General features: G+C 71.9%; 7 protein-coding genes. All 7 read right to left on the bottom strand.

The window, feature by feature from the left end; genetic code table 11:
- Positions 1 to 54 precede the first annotated feature (54 nt).
- Positions 55 to 1,155 (bottom strand): HAD-IIIC family phosphatase, encoded by a 1,101-nt coding sequence (locus ACLJPX_RS17135; protein WP_410600950.1) that lies wholly within the window; start codon positions 1,153 to 1,155, stop codon positions 55 to 57.
- A complete protein-coding gene (locus ACLJPX_RS17130; protein ID WP_410600949.1) occupies positions 1,152 to 2,279 on the bottom strand; it encodes an acyl-CoA dehydrogenase family protein in 1,128 nt (375 codons plus the stop codon). The genes ACLJPX_RS17135 and ACLJPX_RS17130 overlap by 4 nt, the downstream gene beginning before the upstream one ends.
- Complete coding sequence (locus ACLJPX_RS17125; protein WP_101607290.1) at positions 2,272 to 2,550, bottom strand: acyl carrier protein; 279 nt, start codon at positions 2,548 to 2,550, stop codon at positions 2,272 to 2,274. The genes ACLJPX_RS17130 and ACLJPX_RS17125 overlap by 8 nt, the downstream gene beginning before the upstream one ends.
- On the bottom strand, positions 2,547 to 3,410 hold the full coding sequence (locus ACLJPX_RS17120; protein WP_410600948.1) for a 3-hydroxyacyl-CoA dehydrogenase family protein: 864 nt from the start codon (positions 3,408 to 3,410) through the stop codon (positions 2,547 to 2,549). The genes ACLJPX_RS17125 and ACLJPX_RS17120 overlap by 4 nt, the downstream gene beginning before the upstream one ends.
- A complete protein-coding gene (locus tag ACLJPX_RS17115) occupies positions 3,407 to 5,536 on the bottom strand; it encodes a condensation domain-containing protein (protein ID WP_410600947.1) in 2,130 nt (709 codons plus the stop codon). The genes ACLJPX_RS17120 and ACLJPX_RS17115 overlap by 4 nt, the downstream gene beginning before the upstream one ends.
- Positions 5,537 to 5,541: 5 nt before the next feature.
- The gene (locus ACLJPX_RS17110) at positions 5,542 to 6,378 is read right to left on the bottom strand and encodes a hypothetical protein (RefSeq protein WP_410600946.1); all 837 of its coding nucleotides are present in this window, start codon (positions 6,376 to 6,378) and stop codon (positions 5,542 to 5,544) included.
- A gap of 114 nt (positions 6,379 to 6,492) precedes the next feature.
- Positions 6,493 to 20,643, bottom strand: a complete 14,151-nt coding sequence (locus ACLJPX_RS17105; protein WP_410600945.1) for an SDR family NAD(P)-dependent oxidoreductase — start codon at positions 20,641 to 20,643, stop codon at positions 6,493 to 6,495.
- Between the last annotated feature and the right edge of the window lie 17 nt (positions 20,644 to 20,660).

The following is a 20,660-nucleotide window of genomic DNA, read 5'->3' as shown; positions in this document are numbered from 1 at the left end:
GGACGCGCGAACGCGGGCCTTCCCCGCCCGGTGGGGGTCGGGGCGGGTCCGGTGTCAGCCGGGACGCACCGCAGTTTCGGCGGCGACAGCCAGCTCCGGCGCGGTGAGGCTCATCGTCGTCGAGGCGTCGCGCCGGTCGGCCACCAAGTGCAGGTGCTGCAGACCGTCCGCGGCGGCTTCGCCGAGCACGGCGAGGCAGTCGCAGGCGTCGGTGGTGAACCCGGCGAACCGGTAGGCGATCTCCATCATCCGGTTGCGGTCGGTGGCCCGGAAGTCCGCGACCAGATGCCCGCCCGCCCGCGCGGCCTCGTCGATCAGCCAGTTGAGCAGCACCGCGCCCGCGCCGAAAGTGACCACCCGGCAGGAGGTCGCGAGCAGCTTCAGGTGCCACAGCCGCGGATGCCGTTCCAGCAGCAGCACGCCGACCGCGCCGTGCGGGCCGAACCGGTCGGTGAGGGTGACGGTGAGCACCTCGTGGTCGGGATCGACGAGCAGTTTCCGCAGGTCCGCGTCGGAGTAGTGCACGCCGGTCGCGTTCATCTGACTGGTGCGCAGGGTCAGCTCCTCGACCCGCGACAGGTCGACCTCGTCGGCGCGCTTGATCGCCATCACCAAATCGAGGCTGCGCAGGAAGTCCTCGTCCGGGCCGTTGAAGGTCTCCTTCTCCGCGTCCCGGCGGAAACTGGCCTGGTACATCTCGCGACGGCGGCGCGCGTCGACGGTGACGACCTCGGGGCTGAACTCTGGCAGCCCGGTCAGCTCGCCCGCCTGCGTGGCGTCGTAGCAGCGCACGGCGTCGCTGTGGTAGTTCACCTCCGCCCGCTCCGTCGGCAGGTCGTCGATGAAGGCGATGGTGGTCAGTGCGAAGTTCAGCCGCTCCGCGATCTCCGCCACCGAATCGGACTTGCGGCCCCAGCCGATCTGCGGATGCACGAAGTACTCGGCGAGGCCGAGCTTCTCCAGGTGCTTCCAGGCGAGGTCGTAGTCGTTCTTGCTGGCGACAGAGTTCAGGACGCCGCGGGAGTCGAGTTCGACGATGGTCTCCCGGATCCCCGGGAACAGTTCCACGTCCGGGTTCTCCAGCAGGGTCCCGTCCCATACGGTGTTGTCCAGGTCCCAGACCAGGCATTTGACCAAGGTCGGCTTGTCGGTCACGGAAGTTCTCCTCCCCGGTTGCGCAAGACGTGATCGGCCAGGATCAGCTTGCAGATCTCGTTGCTGCCCTCGATCAGTTCCATCAGCTTCGCGTCGCGGAACGCGCGGGCGGCGACGTGCCCGTCCCCCGCGCCCGTCGAACCGTGCAGTTGAACGGCGGCCGCGGCGGCACGAGCCGCGTAGCCGGCGCTCACGTGCTTGGCGAGCACCGTCAGCGCGCCAAGGTCGGGCGAGAAGCCGTCCCAGCCCTGGCTGGCGTGTTCGCAGGCGCGCAGGCTCAGCTGCTCGGCCACGTACATCTCGGCCAGGTGTTCCTGCACCAGCTGGTGTTCGGCGAGCGCCACCCCGCCCTGGCGGCGGTGCGCGACGTGCCGCGCGGCGGAGTCGAGGCAGGCCCGGATGATGCCGACACATCCCCAGGCGATCGACATCCGGCCGTAGGACAGCGCCGTGGTGAACAGCAGCGACAGCGGCTGCTCGCCCCCGCCGAGTACCGCGGAGGCGGGGATCGCCACGTTGTCCAGGAAAATGTTCGCGTGCCCGGCGGCCCGGCACCCCATCGGATGCGGCACCGGTTCGACCCGCACGCCCTGGGCGTCGGTGGGCACCACGACCGCGGCGGCGCCGTCCCCGTCGCCGTGGCGGGCCACGATGAGCACGAAATCGGCGTAGCGGGTGCCGGTGACCCACTTCTTCTCGCCGTCGAGGACGAATCCGTCCCCTTCCGGCTTGAGACGGGTGCGCATGGCGGCGAGATCGCTGCCCGCGCCCGGTTCGCTGAACCCGACCGCGGTCAGCTCACCGCCGGTGAGCCTGCCGAGCAGCTCGCGGCGCTGCACCTTGTCGCCGAAGCGCTGGACGGTCCACGCCACGATGCCCTGCGAGGTCATGATGCTGCGCAGCGAACTGCACAGTTCGCCTGCCTCGGCGGTGAACTCCCCGTTTTCGGCGCTGCTCAGGCCCCGTCCGCCGAACGACTCCGGCACCTGCGCGCAGAGCAGGCCGCGGGAGCCGAGGTCCCGCAGCAGCCCGGTCGGCAGCTCGCCCTCGACGTCCCAGCCCGCGGCCCGGTCGCCGACGAGCTCGCCGAGCAGGGCGACCTCGTCGGCGATCTTCTCAAACATCGCCGTCCTGGAGCCGGAGCACCAGCTCGGCCATCGCCACCACGGTGCGGAAGTTGTCCAGTTTGAGGTCCGGGCCGACGATGGCGATGTCGTAGGTCGATTCGAGGTGCACGACGAGCTGCATCGCGAACATCGAGGAGACGACGCCGGAGGTGAACAGGTCCTGGTCGGCCTCGACGTCGGTCTTGATGCGCTCGCTGAGGAAGCCGAGCAGCTCCTGCTGAAGGCTTTCCGCGGTGCGCGACGTGGCAGTGGTCTCCCCGGTAGTCATGACGCGACCTTTCCGTAGTCGTAGAAGCCCCGTCCGGTTTTCCGGCCGAGGTGGCCGTCCGCCACCTTCTGCAGCAGCAGGTCGCAGGGGCGGCAGCTTTCGTCGCCGCGGCGCTCGTAGAGCACGTTGAGGGAATCGACCAGGTTCTCCAGGCCGATCAGGTCGCCGGTGCGCAGCGGTCCGGTCGAGTGGCCGAGGCAGCCTTCGAGCAGGCCGTCGACCACCTCGACGGAGGCGACGCCCTCCTCCACCAGCATCGCCGCGGTGTTGATCAGCGGGTGCAGCAGCCGGTTGATCACGAACCCGGCCGAGTCCCCGATCACCAGCGATTCCCGGCCGAGCACCGAAAGCAGCCCGACGGCGTTGTCCAGCACCGCAGGCGCGGTGCGCGGGCCGCGGATCACCTCGACCATCTTGATCAGGTACGAGGGGTTCATGAAGTGCACGCCGACCAGTTCTTCCGGACGCGCGGTCCAGGCGGCCATCTCGTCGATCGGGATGCACGAGGTGTTGGAGATCAGCGTGGTGCCCGGGGACACGATCCGCGAGGCCTCTGTGAGCACCTTTTCCTTCACCTCGGCTACCTCGGTGACGGCCTCGACGACGGTGGTCGCGTCCGCGATCGAGGACAGCGAGGTGCTGGTGGTCAGTCCGGCCGTCGGGCGGTCCGGCAGGACGCCCATCAGCTGGGCGTGCCGGGTCTTCTGCGCGATGGTGGCCTTCGCCGTGTCCAGAACGGACTCGTCGATGTCCACCAGCACGACCGGGACGCCGTGGCCGAGCGCGAGTGTCGAGATGTTCGTGCCCATCACCCCGGCGCCGATGACGGCGAGGCGGTGATCTTCGTAAGCCGTGGTCATACGTTCTTCCCTGCGGTCTCGTGAGCCGATTCCTGCCTTGCTTGTGACGCGCGCACCCACGCGGCCAGCGCCGCGGGAGTCGGGTGCTCGAACACCTCGGTCAGCCCGAGGGGGGTTCCGGTGAGCTCTTCGGCCTGCTGCGCCAGCACGGCGCCGAGCAGCGAATGGCCGCCCGCTTCGAAGAAGTGGGTCCGTGCGGTGGCCTCGCCGCCGAGCAGCTTCGCCCAGATCCGCACCAGGTCCTCGACCACTGCGTCCTCGTGGTCGCGGTCGCCGGTTTCCGGCCGGGCCTCCCGTTCGGCGAGCAGCCGCAGCGCCTCGGTGTCGACGCTGCCGTCGGCGGTCTCCGGCAAGGCCTCCAGCGACACCAACGGCCAGGGGATTTCCTTCGCTGTCAACGGTTTCGCTGCCACCGCGAAGACGACGACGGTGTGTTCCCCTTCGTCCGCCGGGACGGCGACCGCCGCCGCGGCGGACACGCCGGGCTCGTCCAGCAGCGCCGCTTCGAGGTCGCCGAGGTTGACCGGACCGTGCGCGGTGTCGAATCGGCGGCCGAGCTGACCTAGCCATTCGATCGCGCCTTCGGGCAACCAGCGGGCCAGTTCTCCGGTGCGCGCAGGGCCATCGCCGGTGTCCAGGCACAGTTCGCCGCGGACGCCGACGGGCAGTTCCCGTCCGTCCGGAGCGACGATGGAGACTCGGCCGCCGGACAGTGCTCGTTCGCCGGGAGTCAGGGAGAGCCGTTCCTCCAACGCGGCCGCCGCGCGGGCCGGAGTGGCTGCGGGAACTGCAACGGCGATAGGTGCGCGATGGGCACGTTCGACGGTCTCGCGGTCGGTGTCGCTCCACCCGGCGGTTTCGGCCAGCGGCCGGTCCGGTGACCGGGCGGCGGCGACCAGCAGGGCGTCCAGCCGCCGCAGCAGCGCCGCCACGTCGGCGCGGTCCAAGTTCTCGGTGGAGTACCGGAACTGGATCTCCGGGGTGGTCTGCGAGGCGACCAGTTCGAGGTCGAACTTGCTGTAGGGGTTGTCCACCCGCAGCAGCCGGGCGGAATGGCCGGCCACGGCCAGTTCGGTGACCGGCGAGTCGGGCACGAAGTTGAACAGGTGCCGGTAAAGCGCGGTCTGCCAGGTGGAGCCGATGCCGGGCAGTTCGCCGGTCAGCTCCTCCACCGAGGTGTGCGCGTGCGCCATCGCGCCGAGGAAGGCGTCCCGGGCGTGCCGGACGAGCGGGCCGAACCCGGCCGCCAGGTCCACCTGCATCCGGATCGGCACCACGTTCACGTGGTAGCCGATGGCGCCGCTGTTCTCGCCGCGGACGTCGACCGGGGTCCCGACCACCAGATCGGCGCCCGCGCCGTGCGCGACGAGCAGCGCGGAGTAGGCGGCCAGCAGCACCGCCGCGACCGGGGCGCGCAGCTTCCGCTGCAACTGCCCGATCGCCGCCAGCGCTTCGCCGGAGAGCGGGTGGCGCGCGTAGTCGCCGCGCATCATCGGCCGGTGGACGCGGGGCCGTCCGCACCACAGGTCGAGCGTGCCGGGGGTGAAACCGCTCAGGTTTTCGCGCCAGTACTCGAGATCGGCGGGCCGCGGCCGGCTTTCCACGCCCGCCGGGGGCCGCGCCGGGGCGGGCGGCACCGGACGCCCGGCGACGATCGCCTCGTAGACCGGGAGGAACTCCTGCAGGAACAGCGCGGCGGAGGTCATGTCGAACGCCAGGTGGTGCACGCCGAGGCAGAACAGGTCGCCGTCCGGGCCGCGGGCGTGTCCCGCGCGGATCAGCAGATCGCCCTCCAGCGGGAACGGGCGGTCCACGAACGCGGTGAGGTCCTTTTCCAGCTCCGCGCCGGAAAGTTCGAGCGGTTCGACCGTCACCTCGGACACCTCCGCCGAGTCGGCGGGCAGGATCTCCTTGACCAGGTCAGCGCCACCGGCGCGGAAGACCGTGCGGAGCGCCTCGGTGCGCGCCACCACCACGGCCAGTGCCTCCCGCAGCGCGTCCGGGCGCAGCCGCCCCGCCACGTGCAGGGCGAAGCCGAGGTTGTTGATCCCCGCGCCGGGGACCAGTTCCTCCATCAGCCACAGTGCTTTTTCTTTGTTGGTCGTCGCGGTCGTCGTGGCGGCCATCGCGCTCAGAACCCGGAGTGGTCTCGGAGCACCCGCGCGGTTTCGTCGGCGCGCAGCAGGTCGGCGTGGCTGACTTCGAGGCGGAACCGCTTGTCGATCAGCTTGGTCGCGTTGACCGCGGTGGGGGCGCCGTCCTCTTCCAGCGCCGCGTAATCGGTGGAGGTGAGCGCGAGCGAACGGCCCCAGGCGGAGGCGGGGTCGATGCCCTCGGCGGCGGTGAGCCACGCCATGTAGGTCTCGAAGAACCGGACGACCTCTTCGCCGCGTTCCGGCGCGAGGCCGACCTTGTGGAACGCGCCGGTGGCCACCTCGCGGTAGAGCGCGACGATCTCCTCGGTGGCGTCGGCCAGCGCGATCCCCGGCGTGGTCACGATCTCGACGGCCCGCAGCCGGGCCTGGCTCGCTTCATCCGCGGTGAGCACCGGGCCGCCGAGCGCGATCAGCTTGTCGATCTCCACCGCGAGCAGCTGCTTGTCGGTGACCTGCCCGTCGAACAGCACCACGGCCGGTTCGGTGCTCTGCCGCCGCGCGATCCGCTCGGCGATCTCCGCCGCGTAGACGCCGCCGAGGCAGTAGCCGAGTACCGCGACCACCTCGCGGCCGCTCAACTGCTCGTCCCCGGTCCAGTAGTCGAGGTAGGTCTCCGGGCCGGGCCGATCGGCGAGGGTCACCGCGGGCAGCTTTGTCTGGAGCACGCCGTGGGCGGACCACGCGGAGCCCATCACCGCGGTCAGATCCGCGAATCCCGCTTCGGGACGGCCGGGCGCGGGAAAATCGACGGCGAGGACGACGGAGTTCGACGTGGGGGCGGAGAGCACGCTCCACGATTCTTCGTTCGGCACTGGTAGATCCCATCATCGAAGTCGGACGGCCAAGTTCCCCGCGCTCGCGGACGGCGAACGCGCGCGACGATTCCCCTGGACCGCCCGGGAAAAGGCGGCCCCGCGCGCTTTCGCCTACCCCGCCGAACCGGCGAGGTCGTGCAGTTCCTTCGCCAGGAAGTCCGCGATGGCTTCCGGCAGGTAGTTGTCGTAGACGAAACCCTCGGGCAGCTTAAGACCAGTCCGCGCGTCGAACCTCTCGCGCAGTTGAACGGCCGACATCGACGTCGCGCCCAGATCGAAGATGTCCGTGCTCGGCCCGACCTCGTCGACCGACGCGTAGCCGAGCACACCGGCGATCTCCTCGCGGACCAGCCCGAGCAGCACTTCCCGGCGCTCCGCCTCGGTCTTCCCCGCCAGCAGCGGCAGCCACTGCGACTCCGCCGCGGCTTCCCCGCCGGGCCCGGCGTCGGCACCGCGCCAGGCGACGATCCGTTCCAGCACCGCGGAAAGCGGCATTTCGGCACTCAACTGCTCGGTCGTACCGAGCACTTCGGACAGTGCCGTCAGGTCACCGCCGTCGAGTGCGGCCCAGAACTCCCGCTCCCCTCGCACCTGCTTGTGCACAGCGGGCGGGGCGGGCCAGAACCGGTTGCGCTGGAACGCATACGTCGGCAGGTCCACCCGTCGTCCGCGGCCGAGCAGCGCGGTCCAGTCCACCGCGGTGCCCTGGACGTGCACCGCGGAAAGCGCGGTCAGCACCGCGCTCAGGCCGGGCACCGCACCGGACAGTGCGGCGGTGACCGTGGCCTCCGGTTCCGCCGGGCTCAGCCGCTCGGCGCCGAACTCCACGTATTCGCCGAACCCGCCGAGTTCTTCCACCGGCAGCACCGGGACACGTCCCGCGCGCCGTTCCGCCGGGGTGTCCGCGGCGAGCGACGCCGCCGCTTCGGCCAGGGTCAACTCCCCTGCCACCGTCGCGGCCGCGAGCTCGCCGATCCCTTGCCCGGCGACAGCTGCCGGGCGCACGCCCGCCGAACGCCACAGCTCGGCCAGCGAAACCTGCACGGCCCAGCGGACTTCCGGCCGGTCCGAGCCGGTTCGCACCGCCTCGTCCAACTCGACGGACAGCGCCCGCGCGCACTCGGCGATGCTCGCCGCGAAGGCGGGAGACTCGTCCATCAGCTCAGCCAGCGGACCGAACCCCTTGTCGGGGAAGACAAACACGGCCTTGCGGCCGGTCGCGACGCCCGTCGGCACTTCCGGCGACGGTGTGCCGTCGGCGAGCGCGGACAGCCCGGCGAGCAGGCCGTCGCGGTCGCGGCCGACGACGACGGCGCGGTGGCCGAAGACCGTTCTGGTGCGGGCCAAGGAAAAACCGACGTCGACCAGGTCCGCGTCCGGCCGGTCGAGCAGGTGCGCCCGCAGCCGCGCGGCCTGTGCCCGCACCGCTTCCCCGGTCCGCGCGGACAGCGCCCACGGCACCACCGCCGGGCCGCCGGACCGCTCCGGCCGTTCAGCCGCGACCGGGGCTTCCTCCACGATGACGTGTGCGTTGGTGCCGCTGATCCCGAACGAGGACACCCCGGCTCGTCGGGGCCGTCCGTCCGAGGGCCAGGACACCGGTTCGGTGAGCAGCCGTACCTCGCCCGCCGACCAGTCGATGTGTGGCGAGGGCTCGTCGACGTGCAGGGTCTGCGGGAGGCGCTGGTTCCGGAGGGCGAGCACCATCTTGATCACCCCGGCCACGCCCGCGGCCGCCTGCGTGTGCCCGATGTTGGACTTCACCGAGCCCAGCCACAGCGGCCGCTCCGCCGCGCGATGCTGCCCGTAGGTCTCGATCAGCGCTTGCGCCTCGATGGGATCGCCCAGCGAGGTGCCGGTGCCGTGCGCCTCCACAACGTCCACTTCGGACGCCGTGAGGCGCGCGTTCGCCAGCGCCGCCCGGATGACCCGTTGCTGCGACGGGCCGTTCGGCGCGGTGAGGCCGTTGGAGGCGCCGTCCTGGTTGGTCGCGCTGCCCCGGACGACCGCGAGCACGGGGTGCCCCGCGCGGCGCGCGTCCGACAGCCGTTCCAAGACGAGCAGCCCCGCGCCCTCGGCGAATCCGGTGCCGTCAGCGCCCGCCGCGAAGGCCTTGCACCGGCCGTCCGGCGCCAGCCCGCGCTGACGGGAGAACTCGACGAACGTGCCCGGCGTGGCCATGATCGTGACCCCGCCGGCCAGCGCCATCGAGCATTCGCCGCTGCGCAGCGCCTGCGCGGCCAGGTGCAGGGCCACCAGCGCGGAGGAGCACGCGGTGTCCACGGTCATCGTGGAGCCCTCGAGGCCCAGCGTGTAGGCCAGCCGTCCGGAAAGGATGCTCGTGGCGATGCCGGTCATCAGGTGGCCTTCGAGGTCGGCGCTGCCCTCTTCGGCGAGCACGCTCTGCTCGTAGCCGGAGGTGTAGCCGCCCACGAACGCCCCGGTCTGGCTGCCGCGCAACGAGGTCGGGTCGATCCCGGCCCGTTCGAACGCCTCCCAGGACAGTTCCAGCAGCAGGCGTTGCTGCGGGTCCATCGCCAGCGCCTCGCGCGGGCTGATCCCGAAGAACGCGGCGTCGAACGCGCTGGCGTCGGAGAGGAAACCGCCCGCCTGGGTGTAGGAGGTGCCGGTGTGCGCGGCGTCCGCGTCGTACAGGCCGCCGAGGTCCCAGCCGCGGTCGGCGGGGAACGCCGAGATGACGTCCTCACCGCCGTCCAGCAGCCGCCAGAACTCCTCCGGGCTGTCGACCCCGCCGGGGAACCGGCAACTCATCCCGACGATGGCGACGGGCTCGTGGTCGGTGGCCCCACCGGTGACGACCGGCGCGGCCGGGCGCGCGGCGACCCCGCCGAACTGTTCGGCGAGCCGCACCGCGAGCGCGGTCGGGTTCGGGTAGTCGAAGACCAGGGTCGCGGGCAGCCGCAGGTCGGTCGCGGTGCTGAGCCGGTTGCGCAGCTGCACCGCGGTCAGCGAGGTGAAGCCCAGGTCGGTGAACGCCCGTTCCGGATCGACCGCTTCGCCGGTCGCGTGCCCCAGCGTCGCGGCGACGTGGGTCCGCACCAGGCCGAGCAGCACCTCGTGCCCGTCCTGCGCGGACAGCGCGGCGAGCTGGTCGCGCAGCGAATCCGCGCCCGCCGCGCCGGACGAAGCGCTCCGGCGAGCCGGGCCGCCGAGCAGCGCCCGCCACAACGGCGCGACGTCGCCGCTGCGGGCCGCCTGGGTCCGCAGCCGGCCGAGATCGAGACGCACGGGCACCAGGACGGCCTCGGCCCGGTCGAGCGCGTCGTCGAACAGGTCGAGGCCCTCGTCGGCGCTGAGCGCGCCGCCGTCGCGGGCCATCTTGGCGCGTTCGGCGTCGGTGAGCGTGCTGGTCAGGCCGCTGACCTCGGCCCACATGCCCCAGGCGAGGGACGTGCCGGGCAGGCCGGCCGCGCGCCGGTCGGCGGCGAGGGCGTCGAGGAAAGCGTTGGCGGCCACGTAGTTGCCCTGCCCGGCCACGCCGAAGGTGGCCGCGGCCGAGGAGAACAGCACGAAACGCGCCAGGTTCCGGTCTCGGGTGAGTTCGTGCAGGTGCCAGGCGGCGAACGCCTTTGGCCGCAGCACAGTGTCCACACGCGACTCGGTGAGCGAAGTGATCGTCGCGTCGTCGAGCACCCCGGCGGTGTGCACCACGGAGGTAAGCTCCGGGATCGCGTCGACCACGGTGGCCAGTTCGGCCCGGTTCGCCGCGTCGCAGGCGAGTACGGCCACTCCGGTGCCGCGTTCGGCCAGGTCGGCGGCCAGCGCCGCCGCCCCGGCGGCCGCGGGACCGGATCGGCTGGTCAGCACCACCGCGTCGGCCTGTCCGGCGGTCGCCAGATGCCGGGCGACGAGTGAGCCGAGGGTGCCGGTGCCGCCGGTCACCAAGGCGGTGCCCGCGACCGGCGGGTGCGCTGCCCCTTGCCGGGCGCCGCTCGGGCGGGCGAGCCGCCGGGCGTAGGCGAGCCGCCCTCGGACCGCCAGTTCCGGTTCCCCACTGTCCACAATGGTCGGCAGGAGCGCGGCGGCGGCGCCGTCGGGCAGGTCGGCCAGCACTACCCGGCCGGGGTTTTCCGCCTGTGCGGACCGTACCAGTCCCCACGCCGCGGAACCGGCCAGATCGCCGATCCGCTCGCCAGGCTCGACGGCCTGGCTCCGCCGGGTCAGGAGCACCAGCCTCGTCTGCTCCAGCCGTTCCTCCGCCAGCCACGACTGGAGCAGGTTCAGCGTGTCCACAGTGGCCTGGCGCGCCGCCTTCGCCGCGTCGGCCGCGTCTCCGTCACCGACCCAAACCAGCACCACGTCGGGGGTGTTCTCCGCCGCGATCAGCGCAGGCAGATCCACAAAGGACCGCATCGTGAGCGTGTCGGTGAGGCCGAAGCGGTCAGCTCCGAGAAGAGCCCAGTCCCCGGCGAGCGCGGGTGCCTCGCCGATCGCGGACCACTCCACCGAGAACAACGCGTCCGCCACGCTGGGTCCGGCGACGGTCAGCTGATCCGTCGCGAGCGGACGGGTGATCAGCGAGTCCACCGTGATCACCGTAGCCCCGGTTGGGTCGGCGGCCGTCACGGTCAGCGCGCCGGTGTGGTCCCGGCGCAACCGCGCCCGGAGCGCCGACGCCCCGCTCGCGTGCAGCCGCGCTCCCGTCCACGCGAACGGCAGGCGCACTTCGCCGGATTCGGCGGTGCCGGTCAGCGCGCTGGCGTGCAGCACCGCGTCGAGCAGCGCGGGGTGCAGGCCGAACGCTCCCGCGTCGAGCCCGTCCGGGAGGGCGACCTCGGCGAAGACATCCTCACCGCGACGCCAGACCGCTTGCAGGCCGCGGAAGGCCGGGCCGTAGCCGTACGGGCCTTCGTCCGCGTACATCCCGTCGATGTCCACAGCAGTGGCCTCGCGGGGCGGCCAGACGGCCAGCTCGGGGTCCCGGGTCGCCGCGGTCGTCGCCGTAGTGACGGTGCCGCTGGCGTGTTGAGTCCAGTCCTCGTCGTCGCGGCGCGCGAACACCTCGACCGTCCGACGCCCGTCCTCTGCGTCGCCCAGCACCACCTGGACCTGCACGCCGCCGTCGGCCGGGATCACCAGCGGAGACTGCAAAGTCAGCTCTTCCAGCAGGCCGCAGCCCATCTGGTCCCCGGCCAGCACCGCCAGTTCCACGAACGCCGTGCCCGGCAACAGGAGCACCCCGTTCACGACGTGGTCGGCCAGCCACGGATGCGTGCGCACCGACAACCGGCCAGTGCACACCATGCCTGCGCCGCCTGCCAGTTCCACCGCCGCGCCCAGCAAGGGATGGTCCACGGCGCCCAAGCCCAGCGAGACCGCGTCACCGGCACGACCGCCACCGGGCTTCGGCCAGTACCGCACATGGCCGAACGCATAGGTCGGCAGGTCCACGTGGGCGCCGGACGGCAGCACCGCTGCCCAGTCCACCGGCGCACCGTGCACGAAAGCTTCCGCGAACGAGGCCAGCAACCGCGCCGCACCGCCGTCGTCCCGGCGGAGCGTGCCGCACACGACGCCGGGCGCCGCGCCCGGACCGCCGGCGGCGACCACCTCGTCGAGGGTGTCCGTCATCGCGCCGAGCAGGACCGGGTGCGGGGTCACCTCGATGAACATCCGGTGCCCGTCGCCCGCCACGGTCCGGATCGCGCGATCGAATCTGACCGGCGCACGCAGGCTCTCGTACCAATACCCGGCGTCGAGTTCCTCGCCGGTCAGAGTCACCCCGGACATCGCCGACACCATCGGCACCCGGCCCCGCCGCGGCGACACCTCCGCCAGCACCGCGCGGATCTCCTCTTCCAGGCTCTCGACCTGCGCACAATGCGACGCGTAATCCACCGCGACCATCCGTGCCCGGATACCCTCGGCGTCCAGTTCGGACTTCAGCCCGGCCAACGCCTGCGGTTCGCCGGAGACGACCACCGCGGCCGGACCGTTCACGGCCGCGAGCGACAGTCGATCATCCCACCGGCCGAGCCGTTCCTCCACTTCAGAGGCAGCGGCGCTGACCGACAGCATGCCGCCCCGGCCCGCCAACGCCTTCAACGTCTTCGAGCGCAGCGCCACCACCCTCGCACCGTCCTCGACGGACAGCATCCCCGCGACGGTCGCCGCCGCGATCTCGCCCTGCGAATGACCGACCACCACGTCCGGCCGGACCCCGGCCGCTTCCCAGACTGCGGCAAGGGAAACCATGACCGCCCACAGCGCGGGCTGGACGACATCCGCCGACTCCAGTTCGCCGCCGAGCACCTCGGACAGCTTCCAGTCCACAAAGGACTCCAGCGCCCGCTCGCATTCGGCGAGCCGGGCCGCGAACACCGCGCTCGACCGCGCGAGTTCCTCGCCCATGCCGAGCCACTGCGAACCCTGACCGGCGAAGACGAACACCGGGCGCACGTCGTCGCGGACCACTCCGGCGGACGTCGAGCCGGACGGGACGCCGTCGGCGAGGTCGCGCAGGCCCGCGAGCAGGGCGTCCTGGTCGCCGACGACCACGGCGCGGTGTTCGAACGCGGACCGGGTGGTAGCCAGCGACCAGGCCACGTCGGCCGGCGCGAGCGTCTCCCGGGCCGTGGCCCAGCCGTGCAGCCGCTCGGCCTGGCGCGCCAGGCCGTCCGCCGTCCGCCCGGAAACCAGCCAAGCGCCGATCCCGCCGGATTCGACCGCCGTGGACGGCGGGACCACCTCGGTCTCGGCGTCGTCCGCGACGGGGGCCTCCTCGACCAGGATGTGCGCGTTGGTGCCGCTGATACCGAACGAGGAAATACCGGCTCGGCGCACCCGGTCGCCGGACGGCCACGGAGCCGGGGCGTCCAGCAGCCGGACCGCGCCGGACTCCCAGTCGACATGCGACGAAGGCTCTTCGACGTGCAGCGTGCGTGGAATCTCCTGATGCTGCAACGCCAGCACCATCTTGATCACGCCCGCCACGCCTGCCGCCGCCTGCGTGTGCCCGATGTTCGACTTCACCGAACCCAGCCACAACGGGCGGTCCCGGTCTTGGCCGTAGGTGGCCAGCAACGCCTGCGCCTCGATCGGGTCGCCCAGCACCGTGCCGGTGCCGTGCGCCTCCACCACGTCCACATCGGACTCCGACAACCCGGCATTCGCCAGTGCCGCGCGAACAACTCGCTGCTGCGACGGACCGTTCGGCGCCGTCAAACCATTCGACGCACCGTCCTGGTTCACCGCGCTGCCGGCCACCACGGCCAACACCTGATGCCCGTTGCGCCGCGCGTCCGAAAGCCGCTCCACCACCACGACGCCCGCGCCTTCGGCGAACCCCATGCCGTCCGCGTCGTCGGAGAACGCCTTGCACCGGCCGTCTGCTGCCAAACCGCGCTGCCTGCTGAACCCGACGATGCCGTCCGGGGTGGCGATGACCGTCGAGCCGCCGGCGAGCGCCATCGAGCACTCCCCCGCCCGGATCGCCTGGACCGCGAGGTGCAGCGCGACCAGCGAGGACGAGCACGCGGTGTCCACGGTGATCGCCGGGCCTTCGAGGCCGAGAGTGTAGGAGATCCGGCCGGACAGCACGCTGGTGGCGAAACCGGTGGTCGCGTGCCCTTCGCTGCCCTCCGCGCCCGCGCCGAGGCTCATCCCGTAGCCGGAAGCGAACCCGCCGACGAACACGCCGGTCTGGCTGCCGCGCAGCGAACCGGGGTCGATCCCGGCCCGCTCGATCGCCTCCCAGGAGACTTCGAGCAGTTGCCGCTGCTGCGGGTCCATGGCGAGCGCCTCGTGCGGGCTGATGCCGAAGAAGCCCGCGTCGAAGCCGCCGGCGTCGGACATGAAGCCGCCGGACTGGGTGTAGAGGGTGCCCACGCTGTCCGGGTCGGGGTCGTAGACCGTCTCCCAGCCGCGGTCGTCCGGGAAACCGGCGACCGCGTCGGTCCCGGTGCGCAGCAGCCGCCAGAACGATTCGGGGCCGGTGACGTCGCCGGGATACCGGCAGGCCATGCCGACGATCGCGATCGGCTCGCCGGTGGCCGCCGCGGCGTGCGCCGCCACCGAGCGCACCGGCGCCGCGGAGCCGTCCACCAGCAGCGAGGTGAGGTGCCCGGCCAGCACGAGCAGGGTCGGGTAATCGAAGACGAGGGTGGCGGGCAGCCGCAGACCGGTGGCGGCGTTCAGCCGGTTCCGCAGTTCGACCGCGGTCAGCGAGTCGAAGCCCAGCTCGGTGAAGACCCGGTTCGCGCCGATCGCCTCGGAGGAACGGTGGCCGAGCACCGCCGCCACATGGGTGCGCACCAGATCGACGAGGGCACGTTCCCGGTCCGGTTCGGACAGTCCGGCCAGCCGCTGCCGCAACGAGTCCGCGCCGACCTCCGACGCCGCCGTCCGGCGGCCTGGCCTGGCGGTGATCAGTGCCCGCCAGATCGGCGGGACTTCGCCGCCCTTGGCAGCCTGCGCCCGCAGTCCGGCGACGTTCAGCAGCGCGGGCACGAGGACCGCTTCGTCGCGCGACACCGCGCGGTCGAACAGCGCGAGACCGTCCTGCGCGCTCAGCGCCGCCACGCCACCCCGGTTGATCCGGGACCGTTCCGCGTCGCTGAGCTGCCCGGTCAGAGCGCTGGTCTCGGCCCACATCCCCCACGCCAGCGAGGTTCCCGGCAGCCCCGCCGCGCGCCGGTCCGCCGCGAGACCGTCCAAAAAGGAGTTCGCCGCGACGTAGTTCCCCTGCCCCGGCGCGCCGAACGTCGACGCCGCCGAGGAGAACAGCACGAATTCGTCCAGCTCGCGGTCCTTGGTCAGCTCGTGCAGGTTCCACGCACCGTCGACCTTGGGCCGCATCACCGCCGACACCCGCTCGGACGTCAGCGACGCGATCGTGGCGTCGTCCAGGACGCCCGCCGTGTGCACGACCGACTTCAGCAACGGCACCCCGCGCAGCACGGTGGCGAGATCCTCGCGCTCCGCCGCGTCACAGGCGACCACGCGGACCGACGCGCCCAACGACGCCAACTCCGCCGCCAGCGTCGCGGCCTCCGGCGCACCCGGGCCGGAACGGCCGGTCAGCACCAACTCGTCCGCACGCCCAGTCGACGCCAGATGCCGGGCGACCAGACCGCCCAACGTCCCAGTGCCACCGGTGATCAGCGCCGAACCCGCCGCCGCAGCCGCCGGAATGGTGAAGACCATCTTGCCCGTGTGCTTGGCCTGCGACATGAACCGGAACGCATCCCGCGCCCGCCTCACATCCCACACCCGCACCGGCAGCTTCGCCAGCACCCCGGACGCCATCAGCTCGACCACCCGCACCAACATCCGGTGCAGGCCCGCCGAGCCGGCCTCCGCCAGATCGAACGGCCGGTAAACCACTCCGGCGGGAATCGTCTCCGGGGCCCGCAGGTCAGTGCGGCCCATCTCCACGAACGAACCACCCTCAGGCAGCAGCCGCAACGACGCGTCCACCAACTCACCCGCCAACGAATTCACCACGATATCCACACCGCGACCACCCGTCGCAGCAAGGAAATCACGCTCGAACTCAACACCCCGCGAGGTCGAAACATGGTCCGCGTCCAAACCCAAACCGGCCAACACACCGTGCTTCGCCGGGCTGGCAGTCGCGAAAACCTCCAACCCCAGATGCCGCGCGATACGGACCGCCGCCATCCCCACGCCGCCCGCGGCCGCGTGCACCAGCACCCGCTGCCCGGACCGCGCACCCGCCAACTCCACCAGCGCGTACCAAGCCGTCAGGAACGCCACCGGCACCGAAGCAGCGTCCACTTCGGACCAGCTGTCCGGAATCCCGACGAGATGCCGCGCGTCGGCGACCACCTCCGGACCGAACCCGCCGGACACGATGCCCAGCACCCGGTCGCCCACCCCGAAACCGGTCACCCCGGGCCCAACCTCCAGAACCCGGCCCGCGACCTCACCTCCCATCACGCCACCACCGGGATACATCCCCAACGCGATCAACACGTCCCGGAAGTTCAAGCCCGCGACCCGCACACCCACCCGAACCTGGCCCGACCCCAGCGCCACGTCGGCCACCGGAGCCGGCACGAGTCCGTCGAGGGACCCGTTCTCGTCCGGCTCCAGCCGCCACAAGCCCTCCGGCAACACGAGATCGCCGGACGGACGAATCAGCCGCCGTCCCAACGCGACACCACCACGAACAGCCACCTCCGGCTCACCACTGTCCACTGCGGACGGGAGCTGCGCGAGGTCCGCGTCGTCGAGGACGTCGGCCAGCACCAGCCGTCCGGGGTTCTCCGACTGGGCCGACCGCACGAGACCCCAGACCGCGGCCCCGGCCAGATCGTGCACCCGCTCGCCGGGCACCGAAGCCACCGCGCCGCGGGTCAGCACGACCAGGCGCGCCGCTTCGAGACGTTCGTCGGCCAGCCACCGCTGGACCACGTCGAGCACTTCGGCGGTCGCCCGCCTTGCGGATGCGGGCGTGTCGGCGTCGCAGGTGCCGCCGGCGCAGACCACCAGCACACCCGGTGCCGTCTCAGCCGGCGCGGAAAGGTCCGAAATGGACTCGGCCGGAAGGACATCGGCGACGCCGAACCGGTCCTCCCCCACGACTGCCCAGGCCTCATCGGTGGGAGTCGACTCGCCGATCTCCGCCCACTCCACCGCGAACAGCGCGTCCTGCACCACCGGGTCGGCGACGCTCAACTGGTCCGCCGCCACCGGACGGGTGCTCAACGAGCCCACCGAAACGACGGTCGCGCCGGTGACGTCCGCCGCCACAAAGGACAGTGAGCCGGTCGCGTCCCGGCACAGCCGCGCGCGCAGCACGGACGCGCCGCCCGCGAACAGCTCCACTCCGGTCCAGGCGAACGGCAGCCGTACTTCGCCGGAGACCTCCGCGTCGGGGCCACCGGCGAACACGCCGGCCTGGAGGACCGCGTCGAGCAACGCGGGATGCAGGCCGAACGTGCCCGCCTGCTCGGCCATGCCCGCGGGCAACGACACTTCGGCGAAGACGTCTTCGCCGCGCCGCCAGACTCCGCGCACGCCCCGGAAAGCCGGGCCGTACCGGTAGGAAGCGTCAGCCAAAGCCTCGTAGAGGCCGTCGACCTCGACGCGGGTGGCGTTCCGCGGCGGCCAGACGGCCAGTTCCTCGTCGTGGGTTTCGCCCGGTCCGGCTGGGGCCACGGTGCCGCCGGCGTGCTGGGTCCAGCCTTCGCCCGCGTCGTCGCGGCGGGCGAACACCTCGACCGCGCGCCGGCCGTCCCGGCCCGCCTCGGACACGATGACCTGCAACTGCACGCCCTGCTCGGCGGGCACCACCAGCGGCGCCTGCAAGGTCAATTCTTCCAGTACGCCGCAGCCCGCCTGGTCCCCGGCCCGCAGGAGCATCTCCACGAAACCGGTGCCAGGCAACAGGATCACCCCGCCGACGCGGTGATCGGCCAGCCACGGATGAGTCCGGACCGACAGCCGACCGGTGCAGACCAGGCCGGCGCCATCGGCGAGTTCCACCGCCGCGCCGAGCAAGGGGTGATCGACCGCGCCCAGGCCCAGCGACACGGCGTCGCCGCCCAGCACCGGCGTGGTCTCCGAAGGCCAGAACCGCACCCGCTGGAACGCATACGTCGGCAGTTCCACCCGGTTCCCGGACGGCAGCACCCGCGTCCAGTCCACCGCGACCCCGTGCACGAAAGCCTCGGCGAAGGAAGTGAGCATCCGCGCGCTGCCGCCGTCGTCGCGGCGCAGCGTGCCGCACACCGCGGCGGTATCGCCCAGGGTGTCGTTCATCGCGCCCAGCAGCACCGGATGCGGGGTCACCTCAAGGAAAACATTGTGTTCCTGCTCGACGAGGAGGCGCACCGCGCGTTCGAAGTGGACAGTCGAGCGCAGGCTCTCGTACCAATACCCGGCGTCCAGCTCCTCACCAGTGAGGGTCTCCCCGGACATCGCCGACACCATCGGCACCCGGCCCCGCCGCGGCGACACCTCTGCCAACACCGCACGGATCTCGTCCTCCAGGCTCTCCACCTGCACACCATGCGACGCGTAATCCACCGCCACCATCCGCGCCCGGATGCCCTCGGCATCCAACTCGGACTTCAGCTCAGCCAACGCCTCCGGCTCACCCGAGACGACCACCGCGGCCGGACCATTCACCGCAGCCAACGCCAACCGGTCGTCCCACCTGGCGATCCGCTCCTCCACCACACCGGCCGCCGCGCTGACCGACAACATCCCGCCCAAGCCCGCCAACGCCTTAAGAGACTTCGACCGCAGCGCAACAACCTTCGCACCGTCCTCAACGGACAACATCCCGGCAACAGTCGCCGCGGCAATCTCGCCCTGCGAATGACCGACCACCGCCTGCGGCGAAACCCCCGCCGCTTCCCACACCGCGGCCAGAGACACCATCACCGCCCACAACGCGGGCTGCACCACATCCGCCGTCGTCAGCTCTTCGGCCAACACCTCGGACAGCTTCCAGTCCACAAAAGACTCCAACGCCTGCTCGCACTCCGCCAACCGCGCAGCGAACACCGCACTCGCCTGCGCGAGCTCCCGGCCCATGCCGACCCACTGCGAACCCTGGCCCGCGAACACGAACACCGGACGCACTCCCGCCCGCGCAGACCCGGTCACCACCGCACCCGAGGGCACCCCGGCCGCCAGGTCGCTCAACCCCGAAGCGAACTCGCCCGTCACCACCGCGCGGTGCTCGAACACCGACCGCGTCGTCGCCAACGACCAGCCCACGTCCGCCGGAGACAGGTCCGGCCGCGCGAGCACCCACTCGCGCAGCTGTTCCGTCTGCCCGGCAAGGCCTTCAGGCGTCCGCCCGGACAGCACCCACGCGCCACCCACTCCGGTGCCGAGTACCGGCTCCGGTCGCTCAACCGGCGTGGAAGCCGCGGCGGGCGCTTCCTCCAGGATGACGTGCGCGTTGGTGCCGCTCAGCCCGAACGACGACACCCCGCCTCGGCGAGGACGTTCGCCTGCGGGCCACGGCGTGCTCTCGGTCAGCAACCGGACGTGGCCTTCGGTCCAGTCCACATGCGGCGAGGGCTCGTCCGCGTGCAGGGTCTTCGGCAGCTCGCCGTGCTGCAGCGCGAGCACCAGCTTGATCACCCCGGCGACCCCGGCGGCCTGCTGGGTGTGCCCGATGTTGGACTTCACCGAGCCCAGCAGCAGCGGCCGGTCTTCCGGCCGGTCCTGGCCGTAGGTGGCCAGCAGGGCCTGCGCCTCGATCGGGTCGCCGAGCGTGGTGCCCGTGCCGTGCGCCTCGACCACGTCCACGTCGGCGGACGAGAGATGCGCCCCGGCCAGCGCGGCCTTGATCACCCGCTGCTGCGAAGGCCCGTTCGGCGCGGTCATGCCGTTGGACGCGCCGTCCTGGTTCATCGCACTGCTGCGAAGGACGGCCAGCACCTGGTGCCCGTTGCGCTGGGCGTCGGACAGCCGTTCCACGAGCACCATCCCGGCGCCCTCGGCCATGCCCATGCCGTCCGCGTCCGCGGAGAACGCCTTGCAGCGGCCGTCCTCGGCGAGACCGCGCTGCCGCGAGAAGCCGACGAACCCGCTCGGCGAGGCCATCACGGTGACCCCGCCCGCCAACGCCATCGAGCATTCCCCCGACCGCACCGCCTGCGCCGCCAGATGCAGCGCGACCAGTGAAGAAGAGCAAGCCGTGTCGATGGAGACCGCCGGCCCCTGCAAGCCGAGCAGGTAGGAGATCCGGCCGGACATGACGCTGGCCGCGCCGCCGGTCATCAGGTGCCAGGCCAGTCCCTCGGTGGTCTGCAGCGAGGGATGCGTGACGTAGTCCCCCGGCGCCACGCCGATGAACACGCCGGTCCGCGAACCGCGCAGCGCGGCCGGATCGACCCCGGCGGCCTCCAGCGCTTCCCACGAGATCTCCAACAGCAGCCGCTGCTGCGGGTCCATCGCCAGCGCCTCGCGCGGGCTGATCCCGAAGAACTCGGCGTCGAAGCTCGCCGCGTCCCGCAGGAACCCGCCTTCGACCACATAGGACGTTCCCGGGTTGTCCGGGTCCGGGTCGTAGACGCCCTCGGCGTCCCAGCCGCGGTCGGTCGGGAAACCCGAGATCGCGTCGCCGCCCTCGGACAGCAGCTCCCAGAACTGCGCGGGGGTGCGCACCCCGCCGGGATAGCGGCAGCCCATGCCGACGATGGCCAGCGGCTCGGAAGCCGCCAAGACGAGTTCCCGGTTGCGCGACTTCAGCCGCTCGGTCTCCTTGACCGAGGCCCGCAGCGCTTCCAGGAGCTTGTCAGCCTTCTCGCTCATCGCTGCTTCCACCCATC

Origin of the sequence: Amycolatopsis sp. lyj-90, from assembly GCF_046549035.1 — a bacterium.
Lineage (GTDB): Bacteria > Actinomycetota > Actinomycetes > Mycobacteriales > Pseudonocardiaceae > Amycolatopsis.
This window is presented reverse-complemented; position numbering and strand designations above follow the sequence as displayed.